Here is a 13374-nt window from a genome sequence, read left to right as displayed (position 1 = left end):
TTGCGACTGTGGATGGACAGTAGGCATGGCGTCCGCATGGGTCAAGGAACCTCCCGGCGCGTCTGCCGATGGAATTCCCGTCCCGTTCGTCACACTGTCAGGCCCACTGTCCTGCCACTACGCGACCCCGCGCGGCGTGTGGCACGCCCGGTACCGGTGGCCCACGGCGTCGAGCGCGCGAAGGCACTGGGACGCAAGGACGTCGCCCGGCCCCGGCTCCTCAGGAACGATCCGGCGCCTCTGGAGCGGGCACCCCGCCGCCAGGCGCGAGTTCCCCCGGCTCGCCGCCGCGGAGCCCTCATAGCGTGCCGAAGACCACGTGGGGAGCGGCGGCCACGCGAGGGAAGCCGGTACCAGCCACCGGTCCCGCCGCCCGGTGGTGTTCACTGCGGTCGTGAGCGCGCACGTGCACTTCCTTGGCATCGGTGGGTCCGGGCTCGCCCCGCTGGCGCGGATCGCGCTGGCCCGCGGCGACACCGTCTCCGGCAGCGACCAGGAGCCCTCGGCGCGGGTCGACGCCCTGCGGGCGCTGGGCGCGCGGGTGCGAGCCGGCGGCCCCCCCGACGCCGCGGGCCTGGCGGCCGAGCTCGCCGGAGTGGAGGTCGTCGTCGCCTCCAGCGCGCTGGGCGACGACCATCCGGAGGTGGCCGCCGCCCGGGCGCTCGGCATCCCGGTGCGCCGCCGCTCGGACTGGCTGCCCGAGCTGACCACCGGCTACCGGCTCGTCGCCGTCGCGGGGTCACATGGCAAGACGACCACCTCGGCGATGCTCACCGTGGTCCTGCGCGCCGCGGGCCTCGACCCGACGGCGGTCATCGGCGGCGAGGTGCCCCAGCTGGGCGGCGGCGCGCTGGTCGGCGGCGGTGACCTGTTCGTGCTGGAGGCCGACGAGTACGGCGGCGCCTTCGGCGGGCTCGACCCAGCGCTGGCCATCATCACGAACGTCGAGTGGGAGCACCCGGACCTCTTCCCGGACGAGGAGGCGGTACGCGCCGTCTTCACCGCGTTCGCCGGCCGCATCCGCCCCGGCGGCACGTTGCTGGCCTGCGGTGACGATCCCGGGGTGGCGGCCGTGCTCGGCACGCTCGCCGAGCACCAGGGCGGCGGCCCGCGGGTCGTGCGCTACGGCTTCGGCGACGGCCTCGCCTGGCGCGCGGTCGACGTCACCGCCGTCAACCCCACGGCCGCCGGCCCCTCCGGGGAGGGCGGGCCGGCGGTCGTGACCAGCACGCGCGTGCTGCGCGACGGCGAGCCCGTCGGCACGCTGCGCCTCGCGCTGCCAGGCCGGCACACCGTGCTCAACGCGCTGGCGGCGCTGGCCGCCGCCAGCGAGCTCGGCGTGCCCGTCGAGACGAGCCTCACGGCGCTCGCCGGCTACGCGGGCGCGGCCCGCCGGTTCCAGCGACTCGGGTCGGCGAAGCTGCCCGGAACAGGTGCCGTCGAGGTGGTCGACGACTACGCCCACCATCCGACCGAGATCCGCGCGACGCTCGCCGCCGCCCGCCAGCGGGCCGCCGGCCGGCAGGTCTGGGCGGTCCTGCAGCCGCACACCTACAGCCGGCTGGCCGCGCTGCTCGACGACTTCGCCGTCGCGTTCGGCGACGCCGACCGGCTCTACGTCACCGACATCTACGCCGCCCGGGAACGCGACGACCTGGGCCTGCACGCCGCCGACCTCGCCAAGCGGGTACGCACACCGTCCGAGACGAGCTACGTCGGCTGGACGGAGCTGCCCGAGCGGCTCGTGGCCGACCTGGCCGGCCACGACGTCCTGCTGCTGACCCTCGGCGCCGGCACGATCACCGAGCTGGGCCCCGACCTGCTCGCCCTGCTCACCCCGGCCGGCTGACGGCCGGGGCGGGGCAGGGCAGGGCGGGGCAGGGCAGGGCGGTTCGCGAGCGTCAGCGGACGGCGCGCCGGCCCGCCTCAGTGGGCGGCGTGCCGGCCGCCGGAGCGCTTGCGGGACGCCTCCGCCTCACGGATCATCGCGACGATCGCCTGGGCCGCCCCGGGGTGACCGGTGCCGGCGCAGGCGGCGCTCATCTTCGCCAGCCGCTCGGGCGTGGCGAGCACCGGCAGCACCTCGGCCATGATCCAGTCCGCGGAGAGGTTCGCGTCCTCGACGAGCAGGCCACCGCCGGCCTCGACCGTCGGCAACGCGTTGCGGCGCTGCTCGCCGTTGCCGTGCGGCAGCGGGACGTAGGCCGCCGGCAGCCCGACGGCGGCGAGCTCGGCGCAGGTCATCGCGCCGGAGCGGCACAACACCATGTCGGCGGCGGCGTAGGCCGACGGGATGTGGTCGAGATAGGGCAGGACCTGGTAGGGCGCAGGCAGGCCGGCCGGCAGGTCAGCCATCACGTCGTCGATGTTCTTCGGGCCGGTGGCGTGCAGCACCTGGACGCCGGACCGGGTCAGCGCGTGGGCCGCCCGCGTCATCGTGGTGTTCAGCGAGCGAGCGCCCTGCGAACCGCCGAAGACCAGCAGCGTCGGGCGATGCGGATCGAGCCCGTAACGCTGCCGGGCCGCGCGGGCCGCCGCCGGCGAGCGGTCGAGGGTGAGGATCTCCGCGCGCAGCGGGATGCCGGTGAGCCGGGCGCCACGCAGCGGCGTGCTCGGGTAGGACGTGGCGACATACGAGGTGAACCGGGAGCCAAGCCGGTTGGCGAACCCCGGCAGCGGGTTCGCCTCGTGCACCACGATCGGCACCCCCTTGCGGCGGGCCGCGAGGTAGGCCGCCACCGCCACGTAGGCGCCGAAGCCGACGACGACGTCCGCGCGGGCCTGGACGATCGCGTCGGCGGCGGCGTTCACCGCGCCGGCGAGCCTGCCGGGGACGGTCAGCAGCGCCGGTGTGGGACGCCGGGGCAGCGGCACCTTCGGAATGGTCGCCAGCTCGTAGCCGCGCGCGGGCACCAGGCGGGCCTCCAGGCCCGTCGCGGTGCCGAGCATGGTCAGCCGGACCCGCGGTTCCGCCGCGCGCAAGGCGTCAGCGACCGCGAGGGCGGGTTCGACGTGGCCGGCCGTTCCGCCGCCGGCGAGCAGCACACTCTTCAGCATCGAATCCACGATGGCACATCGGCCGCCGCCCGCCACCGGCCGGTCCATGATCGCCCGAAGGGTCCGAGAAGCGCCGCCGCGCGGCCTCAGCCGGCCGCGGGCGGGCCGTCCGGTCCGGAGCGCGGACGGTGGTAGGGCCCGGGCTCCGGGCTCCGCCGGCCGCGAGCCGCGCCACCCGTGTCCCTGGCGGCTCCGGCCTGGCGCGCCGTGCCCTGGCGGCCCGCGCCCCCACGGGCGGCTCGGGCCTCCCGGGCGCCTCCCTCACCGGCGCGAGGCCGGGCCCGCGGGCGGGCGCGCGCCGGCCCGGGCTCAGCCCCCGTTTCGGCGCGGTCGCCCGGCTCCCTGCCGTGGGGACGCGCTCGGCCCGCCGTGCCGCCTTTCTGGTCCCGGCCGCTCTGGTCCCGGCCGCCGCGCGGGCCGCGCTCGTCCGCGTCACGGCGGCCCGAGGTCGCGCGCTTCGACGCCGCGCGGTCCGACGCCGCACGGCTCGGCGTCGCGCGATCCGACGTAGCGCGGCCCGAGGGCGCGCGATCCGACGTCACGCGGCCCGAGGTCGCACGGCCCGAGGCGGCGCGACCCGAGCCGCCGGCGCGCGGGCCGGGACCGCTCCGGCCCGCGCGGTGGATGGAGAAGCGGGCCCGCTTCGGCCCGGCGGCGCCATCCGCGCCGCGTCGCCCGCGCCGCGCGCGGCGGGCCGCCTTGCGCGCCTCGGCGCGCTCCGCCAGCAGCCGGGCCGCCGCCGGCTCCGAACGGGCGAACGCGAGCAGCATGCCGATCGAGAACATGGTCGGGACCAGCGACGAGCCGCCGAACGAGACCAGCGGCAGCGGGATGCCGGTGATCGGCAGCAGGCCGACGACCGCGCCCATGTTGACCACGGCCTGGGCGAGGATCCAGCCGGTGGACGCGGCGGCGGCCAGCCGGACGAAGTGGTTGTCCGTGCGGTGCGCCACCCGCAGCCCGGCGTAGCCGAAGACGCCGAACAGGGTCACCACCACCAGGCACCCGAGCAGCCCCAGCTCCTCGCCGAGGATGGCGAGGATGAAGTCGGTGTAGGGCGCGGGCAGCAGGTCGGGCCACTTCTCCCGGGACGCCCCGAGACCCTCTCCCCACCAGCCACCCGAGGCGAGCGCGTAGATCCCGTGCACGGCCTGCCAGCCGCTGCCCTGGGCGTCGTCGAACGGATCGCGGTAGGACAGCAGCCGCGCGAGCCGGTAGGGCTCGATCACCGCCAGCACCGTGGCGACGAGCGCGATCACCCCGAGCAGGGCGCCGTACACCCGCCCCGGGGTGCCCACCACCCACAGCGCGACGAACAGCACCGAGAAGGCGATGATCGTGGTACCCATGTCGGGCTGCAGCATGATCAGGCCGCCGACGAACACCGTCACCGGCACGATCGGGATGATCAGGTGCTTCCAGTCGCCGAGGAGGCGGCGCTTGCGGGTGAGCAGGTCCGCCGACCACAGCACGAGCGCGAGCTTCGCCAGCTCGCTGGGCTGCAGCGTGAGCGGCCCGAAGCCCACCCAGCGCTGGGCACCGTTGGACGACACGCCCAACGGCGAGAGCACGAGCAGGAGCATCAGCAGCGTCACGGCGAGCAGCGGGTAGGCGGCCCGGCGGAACAGCCGAACCGGCGTGCGGCTCGCGACGAGCAGGATCGGCAGGCCGATGCCCATCCAGGTGGCCTGCCGCAGGAAGACCGTGTAGGACGAGCCGAAGTCGGCGAACGAGCGCACGTTGGACGCCGAGAGCACCATCACCAGGCCGAGCAGCAGCAGCAGGCCCGCCGACGAGCCGAGCAGGTAGTAGGACGCCAGCGGCCGCTCCAGCAGCGGCAGCTTGGCGAACGGGACACCCGGCGTGTCGGGGACCGCCCGCAGCACGGCGCGGCGCTGCCCGGCCCGGGCCGGGCGCCGCCCCGGCTCCGCGGCCCTCGAAGAAGCCGCCGCCGAGGAAGCCGCCCCGGACGTCTTGCCGATCGTGGGAGCCCCCACCGCGGGCGCCATCGCGTCACGCAGCGTCACGGGCCTCGGCCGGCGGCCCTCGCGCGCCGGCGCGGCCCTGTCCCGCCCGGCGGCGGGCCTGGCCGGTTCCCGGGACGGCGCCGAGCGTTCCCGGCGCGCGGGCGCGGGGTTTCTCCCGGTCTGGCGGCGCCCGGGGTTCCCGCCGGTTCCGCGAGGCTGGTTCGAAAGATCCGCGCCGCCCACGGGCGGGACCGCGTCCTCAGCGCGGATCCGGCCGGCAGCGCCGGCTCGGCCGGCCTCGGCGGTCCGGGCGCGGGCCCGCTGACCGGACGCCGGACCGAGGCCGGAGCCGGCCCCGCCTCCCGATCTCGTGCTCGGCGCCTCGCGCACGGTGCCGCTAGCCTCCTCGACTCTGCCCACCCGGGGAGACGTCGCTCCCCCGACGACTCGCCGCCGCGGCGAACAGATCGCCACGCTCGGCATAGTCGCGGAACATGTCCATCGAGGCGGCGGCGGGCGCGAGCAGTACCGTGTCGCCCGCCCGGGCGAGCCTCGCCGCGGCCTCCACCGCATCGTCCATGCCAGCGGCCCGTTCCACGGGGACATCGGGGGCGTGTCGGGCGAGAGCCGCCTCGATCTCGTCCGCGCACCGCCCGATCAGGACCACCGCGCGCAGCCGGTCGCGGGCCGCCGCGACCAGTTCGTCGAAGGCGAGCCCCTTGTTCAGCCCGCCGGCGATCCACACCACCGACGGGTAGGCGGTCAGCGACGCGAGGGCCGCGTGCGGGTTGGTCGCCTTGCTGTCGTCGACGTAGCGCACGCCGTCGACGGTGACGACATGGGCGTCGCGGTGCGCCCCCGGCCGGTAGGCGGCGAGCGCCTCGGCGATGGCGGCGGGCGCGACCCCGTCGGCGCGCGCGAGCGCCGCCGCGGCGAGCGCGTTCGCGATCAGGTGGCGCCCGGGTCCCGCGGCGCCGCCCGCGGAGGGCGCCCGAGCTCCGGGAGGCCTCCCCCCCGCGGGCGGCCCGCCAGCGGGATCGGCCGGGCCACCCGCGAGCAGGTCGGCGACGGCGAGCAGCGGCCCGCCGTCGAAGGCCCGGTCGACCAGCTCGCCGTCGACGACCGTCACGTCCGCGGTGGCCGGGTCCAGCCCGAAGGTGACCCGCCGGCCCGGCGCGCGGGCGAGCAGCGCCGCGCTGACCGGGTCGTCGGCGTTACCGACGGCGATGGTGCCCGGGTGCCGCCAGATCCGGGCCTTGTCGGCCGCGTAGCCGTCCGGGCCGCCGTGCCAGTCGAGGTGGTCAGGCGCCACGTTGAGGACCGCGGCGGCGATCGGGGCGGCCGTGTCGGTGTAGTGCAGCTGGAAGCTGGACAGTTCCACGGCGAGCGTGTCGTAGGGCGGCTCGGCCAGCGCGGCGGTGACGACCGGGGTGCCGATGTTGCCGGCGGTCGTGGACCGCCGGCCGTCCGCGGCGAGGATCGCGCCGAGCATCTCGGTGGTCGTGGTCTTGCCGTTCGTCCCGGTGACGGCGAGCCAGCGGGCGCCCGGCCGGATCCGCCAGCCGAGCTCGACCTCCCCCCAGACCGGTATCCCCGCGGCGCGGGCCGCGGCGAGCAGCGGCGTGCCCGGCGGGACGCCGGGCGAGGTGACCACCAGCCGGGCCGCGCCGGGCTCGGCCGGCAGCCCGCCGAGGGTGACCCGCGCGCCGGCGGCGCGCAGCTCGGCCGCGGCGGCGCGGGCCTGCTCGCCGTCCCCGGCGTCGACGGCGTGCACCTGGGCGCCGAGCTCGACGAGCGCGAGCGCGGCCGCGGCGCCGGAGACCCCGACGCCGACGACCGTCACCGGGACGCCCTTGACGTCGTCGACGCCGGTGACGCCGACGCCGGTCGGTACGTCAGCGGCGGTCACAGATGGCCGCCATGGGAGAGGAACTCCGCGTAGAACAGGCCGAGCCCGAACGCGACCGCGAGGCCGGAGACGATCCAGAACCGGATGATGACCGTCGTCTCCGGCCACTCGGCGAGCTCGAAATGGTGATGGATCGGCGCCATGTTGAAGATCCGCTTCTTGGTCAGCTTGAAGCCGGCGACCTGCAGGATGACCGACACCGTCTCGATGACGAAGAGCCCGCCGAGCACGAACAGCAGCAGCTCGGTGCGGCTGACGATGGCGATGGCCGCGAACGCGCCGCCGAGGGCGAGCGAGCCGGTGTCCCCCATGAAGATCTTCGCCGGACTGGCGTTCCACCACAGGAACCCGAAACAGGCCCCCATCGCCGCCGCCGCCACCAGCGCCACGTCCAGCGGATCGCGCACGGAGTAGCACCCCGGCTCGAGCCCGGCCGAACACAGGTTGCCGAACTGCCAGAACGAGATCACCACGTAGGCGCCGAACACCATCGCCGAGGTCCCGGCGGCGAGGCCGTCGAGGCCGTCGGTCAGGTTCACCGCGTTCGAGGTCGCCGCGATGATCATCCAGGCGAGCAGCGGGAAACCGATGATCCCGACCGAGATCTCGGTGTCCCGGACGACCGAGATGAAGGTGGACCCGGGCAGCAGCCCGTCGGAGTTCTTGAACCGCACGGCCAGCAGGCCGAACGCGAGCGCGACGGCTGCCTGGCCGGCGAACTTCATCCGCGCGGTCAGGCCGAGGCTGCGCTGCTTGCGGATCTTGATGTAGTCGTCGAGGAAACCGACGACACCGAGCCCGGCCATCACCATGATCACCAGGAGGCCGGACGCGGTGAACCCCGCGCCGGTGGCCAGGTGGGCGATGAAGTAGCCAACCAGGGTGGCGATGACGATGACGGTGCCGCCCATGGTCGGCGTCCCGCGCTTCTTCAGGTGGGTCGACGGCCCGTCCTCGCGGATCTCCTGGCCATAACCCTGCCGGCGGAACAGCTTGATGACCCAGGGCGTGCCCAGCAGCGACACGACCAACGCGACCGAAGCCGCGACGAGAACACCTCTCACCCGTGGCCGCCCCGGTCGGCTGGCCTCGTGACCGCCGGCACCTTCTCTGGCCCGCGGGCCCTGCTAAACAACTTTTCCCACGTCCCCTCGATCACGGCGTTGGTTCCGCCGTCTGTGCGTTCCTTCCAGCCCCGGCGCCGGCCTCGCCGGCCCCGGGCCCGCCAGATCCCGCGGCCTCGGTGAGTGCCCGCGCGACCCGTTCCAGGCCGTACGACCGGCTGGCCTTGACCAGCACGACGTCTCCGGCGCCCGGCGTGGCGTCGGCGAGCAGCGCGACCGCCGCGTCGACGTCGGCGACCCAGTCGACCCGCGTCCCGGCCGCCTCGGCCGCGGCGGCGAGCGGCCGGGCCGCCTCGGCGACGACCACCACCCGGTCGATCCCGAGCCCGGCCGCGAAGGCACCGAGCTCGGCGTGCTCGCCGTCGGCGGCGGCGCCGAGCTCGGCCATCGGGCCGAGCACGGCCCACGTCCGCCGTCGGCCCGCCCCGGTCACCGGCCCGTCCGCCCGGCCGAGCGCCGGCTCGGCGGGTGCCCGGCCCAGGTCGGCGAGCGCGCGCAGCGCGGCGCGCATCGACTCCGGGTTGGCGTTGTAGGCGTCGTTGACGACGACGAGCCCACCGGCGGTCGTGGTCACCTCCATCCGCCAGCGGCTGCGCGGCCGGGCCGCGGCCAGCGCCGTCGCCGCGGCGGCGGGCGCCATCCCGACGGCCCAGGCGGCGGCCGCGGCGGCGAGCGCGTTGGAGACCTGGTGCGCGCCGACCAGCGCCAGCGCCACCCGGTGCCGCTCGCCGCCGGCGACCAGGTCGAACGACGCCCGGCCGGCGTGGTCGATCTCGACCCGCTCGGCGCGCACGTCGGCGCCCGGAGCGGTCCCGAACGTCACCACCCGGCCGGCGGCCCGCGGGCGCATCCCGGCGACCAGCTCGTCGTCGGCGTTGAGCACCGCGACGTCACTGGCGGCCTCGGCGAGCTCGCCCTTGGCCGCGGCGATCCCGGCCCGCCCGTCGGCGTACTCGCCGACGTGCGCGGAGCCGACGTTGAGCACGAGGCCGACGTGGGGCCTGGCGATCGCGCACAGCGTCGCGATGTGGCCGAGGCCTCGGGCGCCCATCTCCAGCGCCGCGTACTCGGTGTCCGCCTCCAGGCGCAGCAGCGTCAACGGCAGCCCGATCTCGTTGTTGAACGAGCCGGGAGGCGCGATCGTCGGGCCGAGGGTGCCGAGCAGGTCGGCGAGCAGGTCCTTGGTGGTGGTCTTGCCGGAGGAGCCGGTGACCGCCAGCACCGTGGCCTTCGCGAGCGTCCGCGCGTGCCCGGCGAGCCTCACCAGCCCGAGGGCGGGGTCGGCCACCAGCACGGCCGGCACGTCGACCGGCCGGGCGGCGAGCACCGCGACCGCCCCGGCGGCGACCGCGGAGGCGGCGAAGTCATGGCCGTCGGCCCGGGCACCCGGCAGCGCGACGAACAGCGAGCCCGGCCGGACCAGCCGGGAGTCGACGACGACGGAGGTGACCAACGCCGCCGGGTCGGCGCCACCGCCCAGCCGGCCGTCGGTGGCTCCGGCCACCTCGGCCAGGGTCAGCGGGATCATCGGCCCGCCGCCTGACCGCCCGCGGGCGACGGGCGGCCACCCGCGGGCGCCGCCGGCCCGGCGGCCAGCGCGCTGGCGATGGCCGCGGCCAGCGCCTCCCGGTCGTCGAACGCAGTCACCACCCCGTCCTGCTCCTGGCCACGCTCGTGGCCCTTGCCGGCGACGACGACCGCGTCGCCGGGGCCGGCCTCGGCGACCGCCGCCGCGATCGCCTCCGCGCGGTCCTGGATGACCGTCACCTTCGCCGCCGACGTGCCGGCCCTGGCGACCCCGGCCGTCATCTGGACGAGGATCTCCGCCGGGTCCTCGGAGCGCGGGTTGTCGTTCGTGAAGAACGCGAGGTCCGCCAGCCGGGCCGCCGCGGCGCCCATGAGCGGGCGTTTGGCCCTGTCCCGGTCCCCCCCGCAGCCGAGCACGACGATGAGCCGGCCCTCGACGAGGCCCCGCACGGAGCCGAGCACGGTCTCCACCGCGTCCGGGGTGTGCGCGTAGTCGACGAGCGCGAGGTAGGGCTGGCCGGCCTCGACCCGCTCCATCCGCCCGGGGACGCCGGTGAGCTCGCCGATCCCCTCCGCCGCGGCCTCGGCGGGCACGCCGGCGGCGACCAGCAGCGCGAGCGCGCCGAGCGCGTTGACGACGTTGAACCGCCCCGGCAGCCCGACCCGGACCGGCACGGCGAGCCCCGGACCTCCCGGATCCGTTTCGCCCGCGCCGACCTGCGCGGAACCCCGGGGCCCCCGCGCGGTGAACGTGCTGCCCCGCTCGCTGACGACCAGGTCTTCGGCCCACCAGTCGGCCGGCGGCGCGGGCGCGAAGGTGAGCGCTCCCGGGACGCGGTCGGCGAGCCTGCGCCCCCAGTCGCCGGAGGCCGGGTCGACGCCGATCACCGAGACCGCGCTGCGCGCCGGTTCGAACAGCGTCGCCTTGGCCTCGAAGTAGTCCCGCATCGTCGGGTGGTAGTCGAGGTGGTCCTGGCTCAGGTTGGTGAACAGCGCGCCGGCGAACCGCAGGCCGTCGACGCGGTGCTGGGCGAGCGCGTGGCTGGAGACCTCCATCGTGGCGGCGGTGACCCCGCGCTCGACCATCACCGCGAACAGCGCCTGCAGGTCGGCGGACTCCGGCGTGGTCCGCGCCGAGGAGAGGCGCTCGTCGCCGATCCGGGTCTCGACGGTGCCGAGCAGGCCGGTGCGGTGCCCGGCGGCCCGCAGGCCCGCGTCGACGAGGAAGGCCGAGGTGGTCTTGCCGTTCGTACCGGTGACGCCCAGCAGGGTGAGCTTGCGCGACGGCTGGTCGTAGAGCCAGTCGGCGATCTGGGCGAGGTCGCGGCGCGGGTTCGTGGTCGCGAGCACGGGCGCGTCCAGCCGGCCGGCGAGCGCGGCGGCACCGGCGGCGTCGGTCAGCACCGCGGCGGCGCCGGCCGCGGCCGCGGCGGTCGCGAAGTCGGCGCCGTGCGCGTGGGCCCCGGGCAGCGCGGCGTACAGGTCACCGGGCCGGACCGCGCGGGAGTCGTGGGTGACGCCGCGCAGTACGACCTCACCACGCGTGGCGGGCGGGCCGGCGGCGCCGACGGCCGGTTCGGCGGTCGGCGGGAGGCTGCCGAGCCCGGCGAGCAGGCCGCGCAGCTCGGTGAGGGTCCGCGCCGGCGGGTGGGCCGGTCGGGGTGCCGGAGGGGTCACGCCGTCGACCTTAGTAGGGCACCGGTCACGCCCTCACGCCTGCTCAGGGTGTCGTTCCACGGGACCGCGACCTGTCAGGAAGGCGCGGGAAATGTCACACCTGTCCGTGCCGGTCGGCCGGCCGCGCCCCGGGACGGGCGGCCACAGCCGGCCGTGGCCGCCGCCGGCCCGGCGAGCCGGCGGGCGGGCGCGGGTCACCCGCTGTCCGGTGCCGCGTCCGGCGCCCGGTCTGTCGCGGTCGTCGGTGGGCTGGCCTGCTCCCCGGTGGGCTGGCCGCCCGGGGCGGTGGGCACCGTGCCGCCGGCCTGCTCGCCGTCGGGGGCGGCGCCCGGCTGGACGAGCGGGAGCTCAGGGCGCGCGGAACCGGCCGGCGGGACGCCCAGCGTCGCGAGGGTGAAGGTCAGCACCTTCTTGAAGACGGGCGCCGCGGCCAGGCCTCCGAAGTACTGCTTCTTCGCGTTGTCCAGGACGACCGCGACCACCACCCGCGGGTTGTCGGCGGGGGCGAACCCGATGAACGACGACACGTACCGCATGCCGTCCGACCCGTAGTAGCAGCCGCAGGTCGGGTCGACCTGGTAGGCGGTGCCGGTCTTGCCCGCGACCCGGTAGCCGGGCACCGCGGCCACCGGCGCCGTGCCGCTCGACGTGGTGACCTGCTCGAGCATGTCGGACAGCGTCCGCGCCGTCCGCTCCGACACGACCCGGGTACCGGGCTGCCGGGAGGTCGTCACCATCTCGCCGTCGCTCGTGCCGACGGCGTCGACGAGCCGCGGCGTCATCCGCACCCCGCCGTTCGCGATGGTCGCGTACACCGAGGCCAGCTGGAGCGCGGTCGCGGTGGTTCCCTGGCCGTACGCGATCGTGGCGGCCTGCGACGCGGACCAGTCGGCGGACTTGGCCAGCTGCCCGCCGGCCTCGCCGGGGAAGCCGAGCCCGGTGGGCTGACCCAGCCCGAAGGCGCGCATCGTCGCCTCCAGGCCCGCGGCACCGACCTTCTCGGAGATCAGCACGGTGCCGATGTTGCTGGAGTGGGCGAGCACCCCGGTGGCGGTGAGCTGGAGCGTGCCGTGCGTCTCCGCGTCGGAGATGCCGTAGCCGCCGCGGCGGATGCTGGGCGGCACCGTCACCGGGGTCTGCGGGGTGATCAGTCCGCGTTCGAGGGCGGCGGCCATGGGGATGACCTTGTTCACGCTGCCGGGCTCGAACGCCTGACCGGTGGCGCGGTTGCCGAGCGCCTCCGGGTTGGCGTGCGCGACGTCGTTCGGGTCGAACTCCGGCGCGTCGGCCATCGCGAGGATGTCCCCGGTGCGCGGATCCATGATCACTATGGTGCCGGCCGCGGCCTCGGTCTCCCGCACGCCCTCGGCGAGCGCCATCTGCGCGTTCCACTGGATGTCCGTGTCCAGGGTGAGCCGCAGGTCGGAGCCCTCCAGGGGGGCCTTCTCGCTGCTGCCCGCGGACGGGATCTCCCGGCCGGCCGGGTCGGTCTCCAGCCGGCGGGTGCCCTCCTGCCCGCGCAGCGTGGCGTCGTAGGCCATCTCGAGCCCGCCGTTGCCCTCCAGCAGGTCGTCCTCGCCGAAACGGGTGTAGCCGACGAGGTTCGCGGCGACCGTGCCGTTCGGGTAGACCCGGCGGCGTTCGTCGAGCACGTGGACGCCGACGAGGCCGAGCTTGCGCACCTTGTCGCCGACCTCGGGGTCCAGGCCCCGCGCGAGGTAGACGAACAGCAGGCTCCGGTCGCGGGTCAGCTTCTTCTCGAGGTCGGCCGCCGGCACGGCCACCAGCGGGCTGAGCTTCGCCGCCGTGGCGGCGGGATTGGTGACCTTGCTCGGGTCCGCGTAGACCGCCCTGGCTTCGACGTCCTGGGCGAGCGTGGCGCCGTACCGGTCAGTGATCTTGCCACGGACCGCCGGCAGCGTGATCTCCTGCATCCGCTGCTGCTCGGCCTGCGCGGCGTAGGTCCCCGCGGCGAACCCCTGCAGCTGGGTCAGCCGGCCCGCCAGCGCCAGCAGCATCACGGTCATCACGACGACGCCGATCCGCAGCCGGCGCCGCGAGCTGGCCAGCGGCCGGCGGGCCCGGCCGCGCCGCCGAGGCGGCCGGCCGGGAC

Annotated in this window: 8 protein-coding genes; 1 reads left to right on the top strand and 7 read right to left on the bottom strand. The window is 76.2% G+C overall.

Features of this window, described 5'->3' with window-relative positions; all coding sequences use genetic code 11:
* Positions 1-394 precede the first annotated feature (394 nt).
* Positions 395-1849 (top strand): UDP-N-acetylmuramate--L-alanine ligase, encoded by a 1455-nt coding sequence (murC, locus tag I6A81_RS29780; protein WP_202999165.1) that lies wholly within the window; start codon positions 395-397, stop codon positions 1847-1849.
* 77 nt (positions 1850-1926) lie between these two features.
* On the opposite strand, the gene murG is transcribed toward murC, so the two are convergent.
* The 7 genes from murG to I6A81_RS29745 all read right to left on the bottom strand — a co-directional run.
* The gene (murG, locus tag I6A81_RS29775) at positions 1927-3057 is read right to left on the bottom strand and encodes an undecaprenyldiphospho-muramoylpentapeptide beta-N-acetylglucosaminyltransferase (protein ID WP_202999163.1); all 1131 of its coding nucleotides are present in this window, start codon (positions 3055-3057) and stop codon (positions 1927-1929) included.
* An 86-nt stretch (positions 3058-3143) separates the two neighbouring features.
* A complete protein-coding gene (gene ftsW, locus I6A81_RS29770) occupies positions 3144-5084 on the bottom strand; it encodes a putative lipid II flippase FtsW (protein ID WP_307875000.1) in 1941 nt (646 codons plus the stop codon).
* 337 nt (positions 5085-5421) lie between these two features.
* The gene (murD, locus tag I6A81_RS29765) at positions 5422-6933 is read right to left on the bottom strand and encodes a UDP-N-acetylmuramoyl-L-alanine--D-glutamate ligase (protein WP_203007270.1); all 1512 of its coding nucleotides are present in this window, start codon (positions 6931-6933) and stop codon (positions 5422-5424) included.
* On the bottom strand, positions 6930-7997 hold the full coding sequence (gene mraY, locus I6A81_RS29760) for a phospho-N-acetylmuramoyl-pentapeptide-transferase (protein ID WP_203007269.1): 1068 nt from the start codon (positions 7995-7997) through the stop codon (positions 6930-6932). Before mraY ends, murD begins: the two co-directional genes overlap by 4 nt.
* A gap of 91 nt (positions 7998-8088) precedes the next feature.
* Positions 8089-9585 carry a UDP-N-acetylmuramoyl-tripeptide--D-alanyl-D-alanine ligase gene (locus I6A81_RS29755; protein ID WP_203010373.1) on the bottom strand — a complete coding sequence of 499 codons (1497 nt, stop codon included), beginning with the start codon at positions 9583-9585 and terminating at the stop codon, positions 8089-8091.
* A complete protein-coding gene (locus I6A81_RS29750; RefSeq protein WP_203007267.1) occupies positions 9582-11261 on the bottom strand; it encodes a UDP-N-acetylmuramoyl-L-alanyl-D-glutamate--2,6-diaminopimelate ligase in 1680 nt (559 codons plus the stop codon). Before I6A81_RS29750 ends, I6A81_RS29755 begins: the two co-directional genes overlap by 4 nt.
* Before the next feature lie 194 nt (positions 11262-11455).
* Positions 11456-13374 (bottom strand): peptidoglycan D,D-transpeptidase FtsI family protein (locus tag I6A81_RS29745; protein ID WP_203010372.1); only part of this gene is annotated, 1919 nt, incomplete at its 5' end.

The sequence above is a fragment of the Frankia nepalensis genome (assembly GCF_016786325.1).
GTDB lineage: Bacteria > Actinomycetota > Actinomycetes > Frankiales > Frankiaceae > Pseudofrankia > Pseudofrankia nepalensis.
Note: the sequence above shows the minus strand (reverse complement) of the source record. Positions and strands in the feature narration are given on the sequence as shown.